The organism is Faecalibacterium tardum (assembly GCF_040096515.1).
GTDB lineage: Bacteria > Bacillota > Clostridia > Oscillospirales > Ruminococcaceae > Faecalibacterium > Faecalibacterium tardum.
Genome location: NZ_JBBMEO010000009.1, coordinates 34,578 through 50,090 on the forward strand (window position 1 = coordinate 34,578; position 15,513 = coordinate 50,090).

General features: G+C 57.7%; 13 protein-coding genes and 1 tRNA gene. 6 read left to right on the forward strand and 8 right to left on the reverse strand.

What is annotated here, in order from left to right; translation table 11 throughout:
• Window positions 1–20: 20 nt before the first annotated feature.
• From WMO44_RS07680 to WMO44_RS07690, 3 genes are read left to right on the forward strand one after another with little or no spacing between them, the layout of a single operon-like run.
• Window positions 21–1,133, forward strand: coding sequence for a glycosyltransferase family 1 protein (locus WMO44_RS07680; protein WP_349152228.1), 1,113 nt, complete (start codon window positions 21–23; stop codon window positions 1,131–1,133).
• A 43-nt stretch (window positions 1,134–1,176) separates the two neighbouring features.
• Complete coding sequence (locus tag WMO44_RS07685; RefSeq protein WP_349152229.1) at window positions 1,177–2,556, forward strand: O-antigen ligase family protein; 1,380 nt, start codon at window positions 1,177–1,179, stop codon at window positions 2,554–2,556.
• An 18-nt stretch (window positions 2,557–2,574) separates the two neighbouring features.
• Window positions 2,575–3,594, forward strand: a complete 1,020-nt coding sequence (locus WMO44_RS07690; protein ID WP_349152230.1) for a glycosyltransferase family 2 protein — start codon at window positions 2,575–2,577, stop codon at window positions 3,592–3,594.
• A gap of 75 nt (window positions 3,595–3,669) precedes the next feature.
• Here the strand turns inward: WMO44_RS07690 and WMO44_RS07695 are convergent, their stop codons facing one another.
• Both WMO44_RS07695 and WMO44_RS07700 read right to left on the reverse strand, forming a co-directional pair.
• Complete coding sequence (locus tag WMO44_RS07695; protein ID WP_005921120.1) at window positions 3,670–3,957, reverse strand: zinc-ribbon domain containing protein; 288 nt, start codon at window positions 3,955–3,957, stop codon at window positions 3,670–3,672.
• Between the two features lie 513 nt (window positions 3,958–4,470).
• Entirely contained in the window at window positions 4,471–5,667 is a 1,197-nt protein-coding gene (locus WMO44_RS07700) for an acetate/propionate family kinase (RefSeq protein ID WP_349152231.1), read from the reverse strand.
• A 244-nt stretch (window positions 5,668–5,911) separates the two neighbouring features.
• Between WMO44_RS07700 and WMO44_RS07705 the strand changes: the two genes are divergently transcribed.
• Window positions 5,912–7,114 carry a nucleotidyltransferase family protein gene (locus WMO44_RS07705; RefSeq protein WP_349152232.1) on the forward strand — a complete coding sequence of 401 codons (1,203 nt, stop codon included), beginning with the start codon at window positions 5,912–5,914 and terminating at the stop codon, window positions 7,112–7,114.
• Between the two features lie 140 nt (window positions 7,115–7,254).
• Window positions 7,255–8,571: an NAD(P)-dependent oxidoreductase gene (locus WMO44_RS07710; protein ID WP_349152233.1), complete on the forward strand. Its 1,317-nt coding sequence runs from the start codon at window positions 7,255–7,257 to the stop codon at window positions 8,569–8,571.
• A 176-nt stretch (window positions 8,572–8,747) separates the two neighbouring features.
• Here the strand turns inward: WMO44_RS07710 and WMO44_RS07715 are convergent, their stop codons facing one another.
• Window positions 8,748–10,028: a sensor histidine kinase gene (locus WMO44_RS07715; protein ID WP_349152234.1), complete on the reverse strand. Its 1,281-nt coding sequence runs from the start codon at window positions 10,026–10,028 to the stop codon at window positions 8,748–8,750.
• Complete coding sequence (locus WMO44_RS07720; RefSeq protein ID WP_349152235.1) at window positions 10,025–10,759, reverse strand: LytR/AlgR family response regulator transcription factor; 735 nt, start codon at window positions 10,757–10,759, stop codon at window positions 10,025–10,027. The genes WMO44_RS07715 and WMO44_RS07720 overlap by 4 nt, the downstream gene beginning before the upstream one ends.
• 332 nt (window positions 10,760–11,091) lie before the next feature.
• Here WMO44_RS07720 and glpK point away from each other — a divergent pair, with 332 nt between their 5' ends.
• On the forward strand, window positions 11,092–12,594 hold the full coding sequence (glpK, locus tag WMO44_RS07725; protein ID WP_118657909.1) for a glycerol kinase GlpK: 1,503 nt from the start codon (window positions 11,092–11,094) through the stop codon (window positions 12,592–12,594).
• An 82-nt stretch (window positions 12,595–12,676) separates the two neighbouring features.
• Here glpK and WMO44_RS07730 read toward each other — a convergent pair whose 3' ends face one another.
• From WMO44_RS07730 to WMO44_RS07745, 4 genes are all read right to left on the reverse strand, one after another.
• A complete protein-coding gene (locus tag WMO44_RS07730; protein ID WP_349152236.1) occupies window positions 12,677–13,756 on the reverse strand; it encodes a HipA protein in 1,080 nt (359 codons plus the stop codon).
• A gap of 226 nt (window positions 13,757–13,982) precedes the next feature.
• On the reverse strand, window positions 13,983–14,597 hold the full coding sequence (locus tag WMO44_RS07735; protein WP_207653502.1) for a DUF1919 domain-containing protein: 615 nt from the start codon (window positions 14,595–14,597) through the stop codon (window positions 13,983–13,985).
• Between the two features lie 90 nt (window positions 14,598–14,687).
• Window positions 14,688–14,763 (reverse strand) — tRNA-Val (locus tag WMO44_RS07740).
• Between the two features lie 78 nt (window positions 14,764–14,841).
• Window positions 14,842–15,444 (reverse strand): TetR/AcrR family transcriptional regulator, encoded by a 603-nt coding sequence (locus WMO44_RS07745; RefSeq protein WP_117528137.1) that lies wholly within the window; start codon window positions 15,442–15,444, stop codon window positions 14,842–14,844.
• Window positions 15,445–15,513 lie beyond the last annotated feature (69 nt).

Here is a 15,513-nt window from a genome sequence, read left to right on the forward strand (position 1 = left end):
ACAGATAAAGGGAGAAATTTATGATACGAGTGCTGCATTCGGTCAGCAATATGGACCGCGGCGGGATCGAGACCATGCTGATGAACTACTACCGGCATATCGACCGCAGCAAGGTTCAGTTTGATTTTATCGTCAACAAGAAAAAGCCCGGCGACTACGACGACGAGATCCGCCGTCTGGGCGGGCATATCTACCAAAGCCCGGGGCTTGACCCGCTGCATTACCCGGCATATCTGCGCTTTGTGCAGCAGACCGTGGCCGCAGACCCCCGCATCCGCATCCTGCACGCCCACAACGAGGCCATGGGACTGTACGCCCTGAAGGGCGCGGAGAAGGCGGGGCTGCCCGTGCGCATTGCCCACGCCCATAATATCTGGATCGTCCGGGACTATAAGTGGCCGCTGAAGATGCTCTGCAAGCGGCTGCTGCCCGGCGCAGCCACCCACCTGTGGGCCTGCGGCCGGGACGCAGGCATCTACTATTTCGGCAAGGCGGACTGGGAGCGCCGGGGACAGATCATTCCCAACGCCATTGAGCCGGAGACCTTCCGGTTTACCCCTGCCGTCCGCGCGGAAATGCGGGCGCGTTACGGGCTGGAGGATCGGGTGGTGCTGGGCCATGTAGGGCGCTTTGACGTCCGCAAGAACCATGAACGTCTGCTGGAGATCTTTGCTGCCTTTTTGCAGCTGGAGCCCCGGGCGATGCTGGTGCTCATCGGCACCGGCAGGCTGGAACCGGCTGTTCGCGCACAGGCACAGGAACTGGGCATCACAGACCATATCCTGTTTGCCGGGCTGCAAAGCAATGTGGCAGACTGGTACCAGTTGATGGATCTCTTCGTCATGCCCTCCCGCTTCGAGGGTCTGCCGGTGGTGGGCATCGAGGCGCAGGCCGCCGGGCTGGGGTGCGTATTTTCGGACGCAGTGCCGGAAGAGGTGCTGCTTTCGCCCCGCGCCATCCAGATCCCGCTTTCTGCCAGCAATGCAGACTGGGCGGCAGGCTTGCAGCGGATGCTCCAACAGCCCTGCAACCGTTCTGCCGGCGCAGAGCTGATCCGGCAGGCGGGCTACGATATCAACATCGCCGCCGCCCGCTTGCAGCAGCAGTACTTGCAGCTGAGCGGAGAGGCGTAAGTCATCTGCGGGAACACCCGCTACAAAAGGAGAACCCTTTTTCATGCGCACATTGGATCAGATCCTGACCAAAAAGGATTACAGCCGGAAAACTCCGGCCTCTTTGTTTTATAAGGACAGCCCGCTGTGGCAAAAACTGCTGACCATCAGCTGCGTGTTCTTTCTGGCCGGAGCAGGGTTGGGAGAGTGGAAGCCGATCAACACCACGCTGGGTGGCCTTCCCAAGGCCATCTCTCTGGGAGTGATCGGGCTTGCGGTGCTATACACTCTGTTTTACCCGGACGAAACACGCCTCCGGGAGATCTGGAAGCCTACCCTGCTGTATATGTCCCTGATGGCGGCACTGTTTTTCTGGTCGATGGTCATCTGGATCGAAAGCTTTGCTGCGGTGCCCTCCATGATCCGCAGCTGCTCCAAGCTTATGTTCCAAAGCATTGCCATCCTCACTGCCGTGGCGCTGGTCTATCTGTTCCGGGAAAAAGCCATCGACCTGTTTACCATCAGCATCTGCATTGCCAACACGGCCATCATGCTGCTGAGCATTCCCGGCTACGGTCTTGCAGCCAGCCTCCAGTCTCTCATCACCTGTCTGGTCACCTTCGGCGATGCGGATGGCTATGCGCTGCAGCTGGAGATCCACGACCTGACCTTTGTGTTCGGACAGATGGTTTTGTATTACGCCGTCTTTGCGCCCCATTCCACCCCGCAGGAAAAACGCAAGCGTCGGCGGTATCTGCTGCTCTGCTGCTGGTTTTTTCTGGTCGGCATGAAGCGCATCGCCATCCCGGCAGTGGTCCTGTTCATCTTGATCGCTCTGCTTCTCCGCAAGCGCAAAGTCCCCAACTGGTTTTACCCGGCAGTGGGCGGGTGCTACATCCTGTTTTTTCTGGCGTTCCTCTATTGTGTGCGCAATGGTATCATTACAGCGCTTCTACTGCGCTTTGGCATCGATATGATGGGACGGGACTACCTGTGGAGCATGGCAAATCCCTACTATGAATTTTCCATCACCTATCTCGGCCACGGCTTTGAATATGTGGATACCATCATTGCCCAGTGGTACAATGCGGGACTCCTCAACCAGGCCATTCCTTTTCACAACGACATCCTGAAGGTCTTTGTAGAGGTAGGATTTCCCGGTTTTCTGCTCTGGTCCGGCATCCAGTATGTTCTGACCCCGCTGTTCTGGCAGCGCTATGCAGACCAGCAGACTGCGCTTTTATATATGTGTGAGCTGGGCTATATGACGGTGACCTACCTGACCGATAATACTGCCTTTTATTTCTGGAGCGCGATGGCGCTGCGTCTGGTGACGCTTGCCTATGCCATGGAGCGCAAAAAGCCCCCGGAGCCCAAGGTGTGGATGCCGGACAGTCGGCAGGAGATGCGGGACCGCATCCGTATTCTGATGAAGGAAGTGTGACAGCAAGGAGTGAAAACAATGCCCTGTATTACGTTTATACTACCCATTTATAATATGGAACGCCTGCTGCCCCGGGCGCTGCGCTCACTGCGGGCGCAGACCCTGACCGACTTCGAGGCCATCCTCATCAACGATGGCTCCAAGGACGGTAGCGCCGCGCTATGCGCACAGGCTGCTGCCGAGGACGCGCGCTTTCGCTTTATCGACCAGCCCAACGGCGGCGTAGCCGCTGCCCGCAACGCGGGTCTGGATGCCGCCCGGGGAGAATATATCTTCTTTCTGGACCCGGACGACTGGGTGGAGCCGGACGCCGCAGAGCTGCTGTACAGCGCCGCCCGGGACGCGGATGCGGACTGCGTGGAGTTTGGGTTGTATCTGGACAGCTATGATGAAAAGGACCAGCTGCTGCACACACAGACCAGCGGCTGCGCCCTCTCCGGCGTGTACCGGGGCGAGCCCTTCAAGGAGCATTTTGACGAGATGGCGTCCTCGTATCTGATCATCAATAAGCTGTTCCGCAGAGCGTTTCTGGAGCAGCACCATCTGCGCTTTCCCTGCCATCAGCTGGGGGAGGACGGGCTGTTTTTCGTAGCCTTCTATCGCAGGGACCCCGGCTGTCTGGTGGTGCTGGAAAAGCCGCTGTACCACTACACGATCGCCCGGCGGGGTAGTCTGTCCAACAGCTACCACCCGGAACGGCTGGAGGATAACTTTTATCTCAGTGACGCCGTGTGGGACACCGTTGCTGCGTGGGGCTTGCAGAACAGCCCCATGCACCGCGCAAAGGCGAACTACTGCACCGTCCGCGATCTGATGATGGGTGTCAAGAATCTTGGGTGCAGTCCGCTTTCCCTTGCAGAGCAGACCGCATGGCTGCGCAGCACCCTGCAAAAGCCCCGCGTGCACACAGCAGTACGCAACATCCCGCTGCACGTCATGCAAAGCCGGAACGACCGGGTAAAGCTGCTGCTGCTCAAGCTGCGGCTGTGCCGCGCAGTGCTGCTGCTCTCGGGCGCAAATCAGCGCAAGCATCCCTGAAGAGAAACGCAAAAAGCCCCCCGCTGCCGACTGGCAGCGGGGGGCTTTGTTACCGATTTAAATGAAAATCAGCGCTTAGTTCTGCTTCATGCGAGCGAAGCAGTCGGAGCAGTAGACCGGACGGTCCTCACGGGGCTGGAAGGGAACCTTGCAGGCCTTGCCGCAAGCTGCGCAGACAGCGTCGAACATCTGACGCTCGCCGCTGTTGCTGCGTGCGCCGCCGTTCTTGCGGGCGTCACGGCAGGGCTTGCAGCGCTGGGGCTGGTTCTCGAAGCCGCGAGAAGCGTAGAACTCCTGCTCGCCGGCAGTCCAAACAAATTCCTTACCGCAGTCCTTGCAGACCAGAGTCTTGTCTTCAAACATAGTAGTATCTCCTCTTTAGTTAGTTCTTGCCCACGGAAGGATTGTAACCATACCTTTGGTTTTGGGACCATCGCGCTGATCAGTAAGCTTACCAGGGGCTTGAATAGATAAACGCCCTCGGATTGAGGACTTTCCTATTGTACCGTTATTTTTGAGATTTGTCAACCAAAAAACAACCGTTCGCCCTTTTATTTGTACACATGGCACAAACCGACAGCATATATTTGGGTAAAATCACCGCCGGAAGATAGAAAAGCGGCGCACCGCTTTTGGACGCAGACGATTGAAAATGGCCTCCGCTTGTGCTCTGGCCATAAATAGAGGAAAATTTATTATAGTTCGCGTTTGTCGCGGCCTGCGGGCCGCTCCAAACGCATTTTCACAGAAGGGGCCGTAAAGGGAAAACGGGAAATTTTCCGGTGAAGAAGTCGTTTCCGGTTTGGTCTTTTCTCGTGAAAAAGGGGCTACCGCACACTCTGTGCAGCAGCCCCTGCAAAGCCCTTTGGGAAAAGCTTACTTCTCGATGACTTCCTTGGTGTCGCGGGCGATCATCAGCTCCTCGTCGGTAGCAATGACCAGCGTGCGCACCTTTGCGCCCCAAGCGGTGATCTCGCACACATCGCCCACGGGGTGCTTGTTCTTCTCGGTGTCGATGCGGATGCCCAGCCAATCCATGTGGTGGCAAATCTTTGCACGGGCAATGGCATCGTGCTCGCCGATGCCGCCGGTAAAGACGATGGCATCCACGCCGCCCATGGCTGCAATGTAGCTGCCAATGGTCTTTTTGATCTGATAGTTCAGCATATCGGAAGCCAGCTGTGCGCGCTTGTTGCCGGCCGCGGCAGCCTCTTCCACGTCACGCTTGTCGCTGGAAACACCGGAGATGCCCAGCAGACCGGACTTCTTGTTCAGGATCTCGTCCAGCTCGTGGCCGGTGATGTTCAGGGTGTACTTCAGGTAGTTGACCACAGAGGGGTCCAGGTCGCCGCAGCGGGTACCCATCATCAGGCCGGCCAGCGGGGTCATGCCCATGGAGGTATCCACCACCTTGCCCTGATCGACTGCGGCAATGGAAGAACCGTTGCCCAGATGGCAGGTGATCAGCTTCAGGCGCTCAATGGGCTCCTCCAGATACTCGGCTGCCTTGTAGGCAACGTACTTGTGGCTGGTGCCGTGGAAGCCGTAGCGGCGCACGCCGTACTTCTCGTAGTACTCGTAGGGGATGGCGTACATATAAGCCTTCGGCGGCATGGTGCTGTGGAAAGCGGTGTCGAACACAGCCACCATGGGAATGTTGCCGAACACCTTGCGGGCGGCCTCGATACCCAGAATACCGGCGGGGTTGTGCAGAGGAGCCAGCGGGCTCAGCTCACGCAGAGTGTTGATGACCTCATCGGTAATCAGGCAGCTGCTCTTGAACTTCTCGCCGCCGTGCACGACGCGGTGACCGATGGCGTCGATCTCGCTCACGTCATTGATGCACTTGCCTGCACCAGTGGTCATCTTCTTCACGACCTCTGCAAAAGCCTCGGTGTGGGTGGGGAAGATCGCCGGGGTGGTAGCCTTGGTGCCGTTGGCCTCGTGAGTGATCATGCTGCTCTCCATGCCGATGCGCTCGCACAGGCCTTTGCACAGCACCTTCTCGCCGTCCATATCGATCAGCTGATACTTCAGGGAAGAAGAACCGCAGTTAATAACCAGAATCTTCATCTGTGTTGCCTCCTGAAAATTTTTGTACCGTCCGCAGCCTGAAAAAACCTGCGGACAGAATTTTACAGATTCCTATGTTTATTATATAATAGGGATGGCGGCTTTTCAAGGCGCAACCCGGGCAAAGCGGTAAAACTTGTGTACAAGGTTTTTGTACATCCTGCCTACAAATCCCGGAAACGACAGGGTTTTTCTGTATATGCGATATAAATTTAACAATCTTTTGGCAAAAAGGAGCAGTTCCATGAAGTTTGCAGGCATCATTGCGGAGTACGACCCCTTCCACAACGGCCACGCATGGCAGCTGGCACAGGCGCGGGCGCTGGGGGCGCAGCGGGTGGCCGTAGCCATGAGCTGCGGGCTTACCCAGCGGGGTGCGCTGCCGCTGCTGCCGGAGGCGGTGCGGGTGCAGGCGGCGCTGGCCTGCGGGGCAGACCTTGTGTTTGCCCTGCCCGCGCCCTGCGCCTGCGCCGGTGCCGAGGCTTTTGCCCGGGCGGGGGTGCGCATTCTGGCTGCTGCCGGGTGCGATGCGCTGGTCTTTGGGGCAGAGACCCCGGACACCGCCCTTCTGCAAAAAGCTGCCCGGGTGCTGTGCAGCGAGGACTACCGCACCGCGCTCAGACAGCAGCTTGCCGCCGGGGCGCACAGCTTTGCCGCCGCCCGGCAGGCGGCGGTGCAGGCGCTGTGCCCGGGGTCAGACGTTGCCGCCCTGCTGGACAGGCCCAACAATAATCTTGCCGTAGAGTATTGTAAGGCTATTATAGAACAAAATGTAGAAATACAACCCATCGCCCTGCCCCGGCAGGGCGCAGACCACGGGCAGGCACTGACCGAAAGTGCTCATGCAGCCTTTGCCAGCGCCAGTGCCCTGCGGGCGCTCTGGGCGGAGGACGGCGCGGCGGCACTGGCACCTTATGTGCCGGAAAAGGCGCTGAGACTGTATAAACAGGTGGAATATGACGGAAAGTATACGGATTTTGCGGTCATGGGGCACTGCGAGCTGGCGCTGCTGCGGGCAGCCTGCGCAGGGCAAGCTCCCTTTGCAGCAGTGCGCGGGGTATCCGAGGGGTTGGAGCACCGGCTGGAAAACGCCGTGCGGGAGACCGCAAGCCTGCCCGCTTTGCTGGACGCCCTGACCACCGTGCGCTACCCCCGGGCGCGGATGCGGCGGCTGGCGATGGATGCGGCGCTGGGCTACACCGCCCAGACCCCGGCGCTGCCGCCCTATCTGCACCTGCTGGGCGCGCGCAAGGAGGCGCTGCCCCTGCCCGGGGAAACGGCGCTGCCGCTGTCCCACTCGCTGGCGCGGCTGGCGCGGGAAAACGAGACCTGCGCCCAAATGGCTGCCGCCCAGAGCAGGGCCAGCGACCTTGGTGCGCTGTGCCGGGCAAAACCGGAGCCGATGGGCGGGATATATCGTCAAAAAATTATCTTTTTGACGAATTGACAAAAAATAACGCCAAAAATTTTATATTGTGCCCTCTTGTATCCGGCGCGGTTCGGGTGTATGATTAAAGCAATGCAATGTTGGATACAACAATCCTGTAAAAACGACTGTCCCCGCAGGGGAAACACAAGGAGGAACCCATGGCACTTCATGTTCTGGACGAAGCCAACCGCTGCCTCGGCTGCAAAAAGCCGATGTGTCAGGAGGGCTGCCCCATCCACACCAATATCCCGGAGGTCATCCGTCTGCTCAAGGCAAACCAGATGGACGCTGCGGGCCGGATGCTGTTTGAAAACAACCCCCTGACCACCGTGTGCAGTCTGGTGTGCAACCACGAAAAGCAGTGCGAGGGTCACTGCATCCGCAACCGGATGCCCAGCCACGACCCGGTGCACTTTTCCATCATCGAGGACTATATCTCCACCACCTACGCCAACAAGATGACCGCAGGCCCTGCCCCGAAAAACGGCATGAAGGCCGCTGTGGTGGGCTCCGGCCCGGCAGGCCTGACCATCGCCGTGCTGCTGGCACGCTGGGGCTACGATGTGACCATCTTTGACGCCCGGGATAAGATCGGCGGCGTGATGCGCTACGGCATCCCCAACTATCGCCTGCCGGACAGTGTGCTGGACGATTTCCAGTACCGTCATCTGGAGCTGAAGGGCATCAAGGTGCGCCCTAATACTACCATCGGCAAGACCATCACCATCGACGATTTGTTCCGCGACGGCTACAAGAGCGTGTTCATCGGCGCCGGTCTGTGGAAGGCCAACGCCATGCACATCAAGGGCGAAAGCCTTGGCAACGTAGCCTTTGGCATCGACTATCTGGCAAACTCCAAGGCCTTCCGTCTCGGCGATGATGTGGCTGTTATCGGTGTGGGCAACTCCGCTATGGACTGCGCCCGCACCGCCATCCGCAACGGTGCCCGCCATGTTACCTGCTACGCCCGCCGGGACGAAAGCTGCATCAGTGCCTCTGAGTACGAGGTGAGCTACGCCAAGCTGGAGGGCGTGGGCTTCCGTTTCTGCAAGGCACCGGTGGAGATCCGGGAAAACGGCCTGATCTGCCGCGACACCGTCAAGGGCGAGGACGGCAAGTTTACGCAGGTGGAGGGCAGCGAGACTTTGTACCCCCACACCGGCGTCATCGTGTCGGTCAGTCAGGGCTCTGAGAGCAACCTCGTCAAGACCACGACCGGCATCGAGACCAACCAGAAGGGCCTGTTGAGTGTCAGCGAGGACGGCCGTACCACCCGCGAGGGCGTGTTTGCCGGCGGCGACGCCGTCATGGGCGCACGCACCGTGGTAGAGGCTGTGGCTGTTGCCAAGAAGGTGGCCGTCGCCATGGACGAGTATATGAAGAGCCTGCCCGCCGACACCGCTGCCGACCCCTATGCCGACATCCCGGTGTTCCAGACCCCTACCTCTGACGTGCTGGCAAAACAGCAGCTGTAATAAGACGATTTTGCATGGCCTCCGCTTTGCTTTAGCCATGTTCAGCGGAAAGAATATTTTTAATTTCGGGACACCGGAGCGTCTGCGGACGCTCCGGTATTCCATTTTCACAGAGAAAAATTCATGTTGTAAAAAAGGGTATCGGAACCGCTGCGGCGTTTCCGGTACCCTTTTCGTTATAACATTACCCGCAGGGTAAACTGCCCATCCTTGGCGGCAAAGCTGGTCAGGCCGCCGTACCGCTCCGAGATGGCGCAGATGCTGCGCACTCCAAGCCCGTGGCCGGTGCGGTCGGTGACCGGGACGCCCTCCCGGAACTGCACGTCCGGCAGACAGCTGTTGGTGATCTGCAAAAACAGCTTTTTCCCTTTTTCGTGCCCGGTGGTCTCAATAAAAGCCCCTTGCCCTGCTTCGCGGCAGCGCACGGCGGCGTGCAAGGCGTTTTCCAGCGCATTGGAAAGCAGTACGCACAGGTCGCTCTCCGAGACCGGCAGCGCCTGTGAGATGCCCGCCTGCACCGTGAACTGTACCCCGGCCTTGGCGGCGCGGTCGGCAAAGGCAGAAAAGATCAGGTTCGCCGCTTCGTTCTCGCAGTAGGCGGTCACCTTGCCGGCTTCGATCTCGCTGCACACGCTGCGGATGTAGCCCAGCACCTGCTCGGTGCGGCCGTTCTCGATGCAGCCCGCCAGAAACTGCATGTGGTGGCGCAGGTCGTGGCGGTAGGTACTGGCGCGCTGCTGGGAAAGACGCAGCACCTCGATCTCGCGCATGGCCTGCGTGACCTGTAAGTTCAGGCTGGTTTGTAACTGCTCCATCTGGATGCGCTGCCGCTCCACCCGGGAGGCGCGCAAAATGGAGCATAGAAAGGCCGCGCAGCACACAAAGAACATGAACTCCACCGCCGCCGGGTTCGCCTCGGATAAAAGGCTGGTGTAGACGTGGGTGATGTAATCAAAAAGATAGCTCACCAACGGTACGATGCCAAACTGGCACTGCACCGAGGCCGGGTAGCGGGAAAGCTGCCGCATGGGGGGCGCAAGGAACCGGATGAACAACAGCAGCAGCGGCAGGGTGAACAGCAGTTCTGCCACCGGCTGCACCAGCGGATGCTGCGGGAAGAACAGCGCTACCGCCAACGCCGCCCAGCGCCGCACCTGACAGCACAAATAAGCCGTGAGCACTGCCACCAGCGGCCAGACCTTCTGCCCGCTGAGCAGCACCAGCACGACATACAGCGGCAGATGGGTGATAAGCGGGTAAAGATACTTGGCAGCCGTGGGGCTGGCACCAAAGTAGAACATCCCCTGCAGCGCCAGCAGCCCGGCGGTGCATCCCGCCAGCGCCCAGCGCTTTTTGCCCGTCCAGCGGATGGGGCAGAACGCCGCACTGAGCAGGATGCCGAAAATGCCTACTGCTGCGCCGTCCAGCACTTCCGGCAGAATGCCCGGGGCGGTCACAGGACGACCTTCTTTCCCGCAAAGGAGTATTCCAGATACTGATCCCGCACGGCGGTAAATCGCCCATGGGGCAGCGGCACCTCGGCAAGGCTTTCCATGGTGATGCTCTTGGCGGTGATGTTCTGGATGTACTCCATGTTTACCAGATAGGAGCGGTGTGGGCGCAGAAAGCCCGGGTAATCTGCCAGCTGCCGCGCCAACTCGTCCATGCTGCCGCTGCTCTCGATGACGGTGCCGTCCAGTAGGTGGAACACCAACGTGCGCCCCTGCACCTCGCAGTATTCCAGACTGTCCAGCGTAATGCGGGTCACGTCGCTTTTGCAGCGCAGGATCAGGCTGTGCTGGGTGCGTTTGCGGCACTCGGCCAAAACGGCATCGGTAAGGCGGAAAAAGCTGTCCTTCCAGATGGGCTTGAGCTGGTAGTAGTATGCACCTACCACATAGGACTGTACGGCAAATTCCGAAGAAGAGGTCACAAAGATGATCTGCACCGCCGTGTCGTACCGGCGGATCTCCCGCGCGGCGTTGATGCCGTTGATGCCGGGCATAAGCACATCCAGAAACAGCACGTCAAAGCGCACCCCGGCCTCGATATCTGCCAGAAGCTCCATAGGCTTTGTATAAGGGAACAGCTCCAGCTGCACTCCCCGCAGGGTGCGGTACTGCTCCAGAAAATCCTGCATCTGGTGCAGCAGGGCAGCATCGTCATCACAGAAAGCGATCCGGGTCATAGCAAAGAAATCCTTTCCGAACAAAAAAGTCTACCCCTTAACGATACCACATCCGCGCCGTTTCGTCACGTCTTTTTCGCAAATTTGCAAGCTTTTTACATCCCCGGCAGCTGCATTGCATCCCCGTTCGGCAGAGTGTTCAACGGCGGGGCGGCTCCTTTGTGCAGAACGTCCAAAAATCGCGCTGAAGCTTGTATTTCACCTGCGGAGCGTGTACAATAAGCACAGAATATGTTTGCGCAGAGCAGGAGAGCGACAGACAGAGCAGATAGCTTTGTTTGGTGCGCTCTTTTTTGTTTTGCGCTCAAGCTTGAGAGCAAGGAGAGACGATCATGAGCCAGACCAAATACATCCTCTCATTAGATCAGGGCACTACCAGCAGCCGGGCGATCCTGTTTGACAACGAGCAGAACATCGTCTGCGTCCACCAGCGGGAATTTGAGCAGATCTACCCCCATCAGGGCTGGGTGGAGCACAACCCTATGGAGATCTGGTCCAGCCAGTACGGCGTAATGAACGAGGTCATCGCCCAGAGCGGCGTGGACCCCAGAGACATTGCGGGCATCGGCATCACCAACCAGCGCGAGACCACCATCCTGTGGGATAAGAACACCGGCCGCCCGGTGTATAACGCCATCGTCTGGCAGTGCCGCCGCACCGCGCCCCTTGTGGACGAACTGCTCAAGACCCCCGGCATGGCGGACTACATCCGGGAAAACACCGGCCTTGTGCCGGACGCCTATTTCTCCGCCACCAAGATCAAGTGGATCTTGGACAACGTCCCCGGTGCGCGGGAAAAGGCCGAGGCGGGGGAGCTTTTGTTCGGCACGGTGGACACATGGCTGGTCTGGAAGCTGACCGGCGGCAAGGTGCACGTCACCGACCGCACCAACGCCAGCCGCACCATGCTGTACAACATCCGCACACTGGACTGGGACGACACCCTGCTCAAGGCGCTGGACATCCCCCGCAGCATCCTGCCCAGCGTGAAGGACTCCAGCGAGGTGTACGGCTACACCAACATTCAGGGCGTGGATGTGCCGGTGGCGGGTATTGCGGGCGACCAGCAGGCTGCGCTGTTCGGGCAGGGCTGCTTTAAGCCCGGCGACGTGAAAAACACCTACGGCACCGGCTGCTTCCTGTTGATGAACACCGGCAACAAGATCTACCAGAGCAAGAACGGTCTGGTCACCACCATTGCCATCAGCCTTGACGGCGAGGTGGAGTATGCGCTGGAAGGCTCTGTCTTTGTGGGCGGCGCAGTCATCCAGTGGATCCGGGACGGGATGCACCTGATCCAGGACAGCTGCGATTCCGAGTATTACGCCCAGAAGGTGCCGGACAACGGCGGCGTGTACATCGTGCCTGCCTTTACCGGTCTGGGCGCACCTTATTGGGATATGTACGCCCGGGGTGCTATTCTGGGCATCACCCGCGGCACCACCCAGAACCATATCATCCGCGCAGCAGAGGAATCCATCGCCTACCAGAGCGCCGACCTGATGTGGGCCATGGAGAAGGACACCGACATTACCATCAGCACCCTGAAGGTGGACGGCGGTGCCAGCCGCGACCACTTCCTGATGCAGTTCCAGTCCGACATCCTGAACAAGGAGGTGCTGCGCCCGGCCATCCGGGAGACCACCGCCCTTGGTGCGGCGTATCTGGCCGGCCTTGCCACCGGCGTGTGGAAGAGCCGGGAGGAGATCAGCCACCTGTGGAGCTGCAACCAGCTGTTTGAGCCCAAAATGGACGCTGCCCAGCGAGAAAAGTTGGTCAAGGGCTGGCACAAGGCCGTGGGCCGCAGCCAGGACTGGGCCGAGCACGAGGTATAAGGTAGAAAAACGTTTGACAGAATAACATTATAATACCCCCGACAGACTGTCACCGCAATGGTGATCGTCCGCCGGGGGTTCGTTATGCCAGTATTTTGTCCAACTGGAATTGCAGGATGCTGTCCAGCCGCTCCAGCCGTTCCGGGTCGATGGAGAGCACGGGGTGGTCGGTGAAGCGGAATGCCCGCAGCTTTTCCAGATCGGCGCGGATGCTGTCAGTCAGAAGCCCGCGTGCGGTTGCAATAAAATCAGTGCCAAGCCGCGGAGAACAGTGCCGGATGCACCATTCCGTATTTTTCAGCTGGTCGTTGTCCAAATCAAACAGCAAGCTGCGGTTGTTATCAAAAACGGGTGCCATTTTTTGGACTTGCAGCGTGTCGTTCTCGAACAGGACACCAAAGTTTCCGCTGTGCCGGTCGGTGTTCAGAATAAGCGCATCCAGAATGCACATCCGCCGGAAGGCATCACCGCTTCCGATGCTTTCAAAATAGCGCAGAAATCCGGCAATCGTCCGGTCTTTTGTCAGGACAGAGGCCTTGGCAAGGCCGTAACGTTCGCTGGTGAAAAGGGCGCACTTGGAAATCAGCTCCCCGTGGTGGAAACCGAGGTCATAGACTGCCGCTCCCGGGCAAAGCTGGACTGCCAGCTGAGAAGCCAGATACTCCGACACCGGTTCCATGCCGAATACGCTGCCGGTCTTATACAGCTGAATGGTGTCCTTCTCCCGCACCCAGCATTTGGCGTACTGCCCGTCTGTACTGAACTCCGGGGAGGTGGACGAGAAGCTTGTGCTGGACACAGAACCGTCAAAAGCAGCCTGCGAGATCATCTCGTTGAAAGGGTTCTGATAAAGAGAAACGTCCCGCCATTGCAGGTCGGCATCTGCTGCCCTGACCCAGAAGGTATCGTTCAGTGACAGCGCATGGGTCACATTCAAATAGCCCTCCAGCGTATCGCAGCCGTATTCCTTCAGCAGCGCTGCAATGTGCGCCCGGTGCTTGGGCGCTTTGCGGCGCTCCAGAAAATCCGTCAGGTTCGTATAGCCGAAAGGCCGCTGCGCGGTGTACCAAAGATCTTCCTGTGCAGCGGTTTCCATGTATTCGTTCTGCTCGCAATGAAATGCAAGCCAGACGGTATCCTTGTTCAGCAGAAGATAGTGCATCCTAAAGCTCCTTTCGGTCAAAAAATATTGCTGTATCCTTATTATAGCATGGATATCCTTCTTGCCAAGGTAGTTTTTGGCGCGGAAAGGTTTTTGCAGATGGTGGGAACTTCACCTCGGAAACTCTTGCCGGGGCGTCCCTGCCCCAAGCCCTGCTGGGAACGAGTAGGATAGGATGTCGCCTTCCCTAGTGATACATAGCTCTTTGCTGGAGAGAGATTTCTGTTTAAGTTTGATTGAACCATGCAACATAGTCAAAATCGTCGTAGTATTTTCTGATAGAAAAGCGACTTCGATAACGCATACACATTCCGACGCACGATTCGCTTTCAAATCCTTTGATGTAAACGGCGGATTCAATATCGGGATACGGTTTATGGCAAAGTACAGCCTTGTGTTTCAAATTCAATTGATCAAAGTCCAACAGATTTTGCTTGGTGCATCCATCACGGTCTGTAAAAAGAAAATAAAGATTATCAAAATTTATTCGACCTTTTCGACGATTCCAAGCGAGAGAGGCTTCCTCTTCGGAAGAATAATGCTGAAAGTATAACTTAATGTCCTTCAGCAATGCAACAGGGTAAGTGATTTCTTTTTCGGCGGGTGTAATAAATACAAGGTCGTATTGGAGATAATCTTTCAGATTTTCGCAGAGTTTTATAAAGTCAGAAGGCTCGACCCATAGATTCACAAAGGGTGAATTAAATTTCAAACCGAGATCATGCAGAATGCAACAGCCATTGCAGTTACTGGCAATCAAAGTAACATCCGTGTTTTTCAGTCGGATTCGATTGAAAAAATTATAAGCTGTTCGAAAAAGAGTCTTTAATTTGACAAGCACAGAATCCTCCAAAACAATTGAGTCCCAATATTGCAAAAAAAAATACCCGAACCCTTTTCCATAAAGAATCGGGTTCGAGTACGAACTGTATGGTGGACGGTACAGGACTCGAACCTGTGACCTCCTGCACGTCAAGCAGATGCTCTACCAGCTGAGCTAACCGTCCATGTCATATCGACTTGGATAGTTTACCACAGCTTTTTACAAAAAGCAAGACCTTTTGTGCTTTTTTATGCGTTCTTTTTTACTTTTCCGGCGAAAGTGCCCGGCGGATGATATCGTACAGCACCGGCTTCATGGCGTCGATGTTGTCCGGCTTGCCCTCCAGAATGCTGGAATAGCACACCGACATACACATACTGCCAAGGGCGGTGATGCGCTGGTAGACCTCCCGCTCACTACGTCCGGCCATCTCCGGGCTGGAAAGCACAATGGCCAGCAGCTTGCGCATCAGGGGCTCGGCTTCCCTGCTGGCTTCGATCTGGTCCAGCCCGGGCCAGACGAAGTTGCGCTCCAGAAACCGCAGCACCAGCGCATCCTGCCGCAAAGCCTCGATGATATGGTCGATGACGAACACTACCTGCGCGGTAAAGTCGGGCAGCTCGGGGTGCTGCTCGACCGCAAGGCAGGCATCGCTCAGCAGCTGGTAGCTCACCCGCCCCAGCAGCGCCTGCATCACCGCGCCCTTATCCTGAAAATACAGATAAAACGTGCCTTTGCCCACCTTTGCCCGGCTGGTGATATCCTCCACGCTGGTCTTGGCGGTGCCCCGCTCCAGAAACAGCTCATAGGCTGCATCCAGCAGGGCGCGGCGCTTTTCCTGTTTCTTACCTTCCACGGTGCTCATGCTCTGGGTAGATTCCTCTTTTCTCTGAATTCAGACGCAGGTATGTGCTGCGTCCGGTCTGCGTACCTT

What these genes read in the sequence shown, in the direction of transcription:
- WMO44_RS07680 (WP_349152228.1), top strand. Translation starts at nt 21, where the DNA reads ATGATACGAGTGCTGCATTCGGTCAGCAATATGGACCGCGGCGGGATC.
- WMO44_RS07685 (WP_349152229.1), top strand. Translation starts at nt 1,177, where the DNA reads ATGCGCACATTGGATCAGATCCTGACCAAAAAGGATTACAGCCGGAAA.
- WMO44_RS07690 (WP_349152230.1), top strand. Translation starts at nt 2,575, where the DNA reads ATGCCCTGTATTACGTTTATACTACCCATTTATAATATGGAACGCCTG.
- WMO44_RS07695 (WP_005921120.1), bottom strand. Translation starts at nt 3,957, where the DNA reads ATGTTTGAAGACAAGACTCTGGTCTGCAAGGACTGCGGTAAGGAATTT.
- WMO44_RS07700 (WP_349152231.1), bottom strand. Translation starts at nt 5,667, where the DNA reads ATGAAGATTCTGGTTATTAACTGCGGTTCTTCTTCCCTGAAGTATCAG.
- WMO44_RS07705 (WP_349152232.1), top strand. Translation starts at nt 5,912, where the DNA reads ATGAAGTTTGCAGGCATCATTGCGGAGTACGACCCCTTCCACAACGGC.
- WMO44_RS07710 (WP_349152233.1), top strand. Translation starts at nt 7,255, where the DNA reads ATGGCACTTCATGTTCTGGACGAAGCCAACCGCTGCCTCGGCTGCAAA.
- WMO44_RS07720 (WP_349152235.1), bottom strand. Translation starts at nt 10,759, where the DNA reads ATGACCCGGATCGCTTTCTGTGATGACGATGCTGCCCTGCTGCACCAG.
- glpK (WP_118657909.1), top strand. Translation starts at nt 11,092, where the DNA reads ATGAGCCAGACCAAATACATCCTCTCATTAGATCAGGGCACTACCAGC.
- WMO44_RS07730 (WP_349152236.1), bottom strand. Translation starts at nt 13,756, where the DNA reads ATGCACTATCTTCTGCTGAACAAGGATACCGTCTGGCTTGCATTTCAT.
- WMO44_RS07745 (WP_117528137.1), bottom strand. Translation starts at nt 15,444, where the DNA reads ATGAGCACCGTGGAAGGTAAGAAACAGGAAAAGCGCCGCGCCCTGCTG.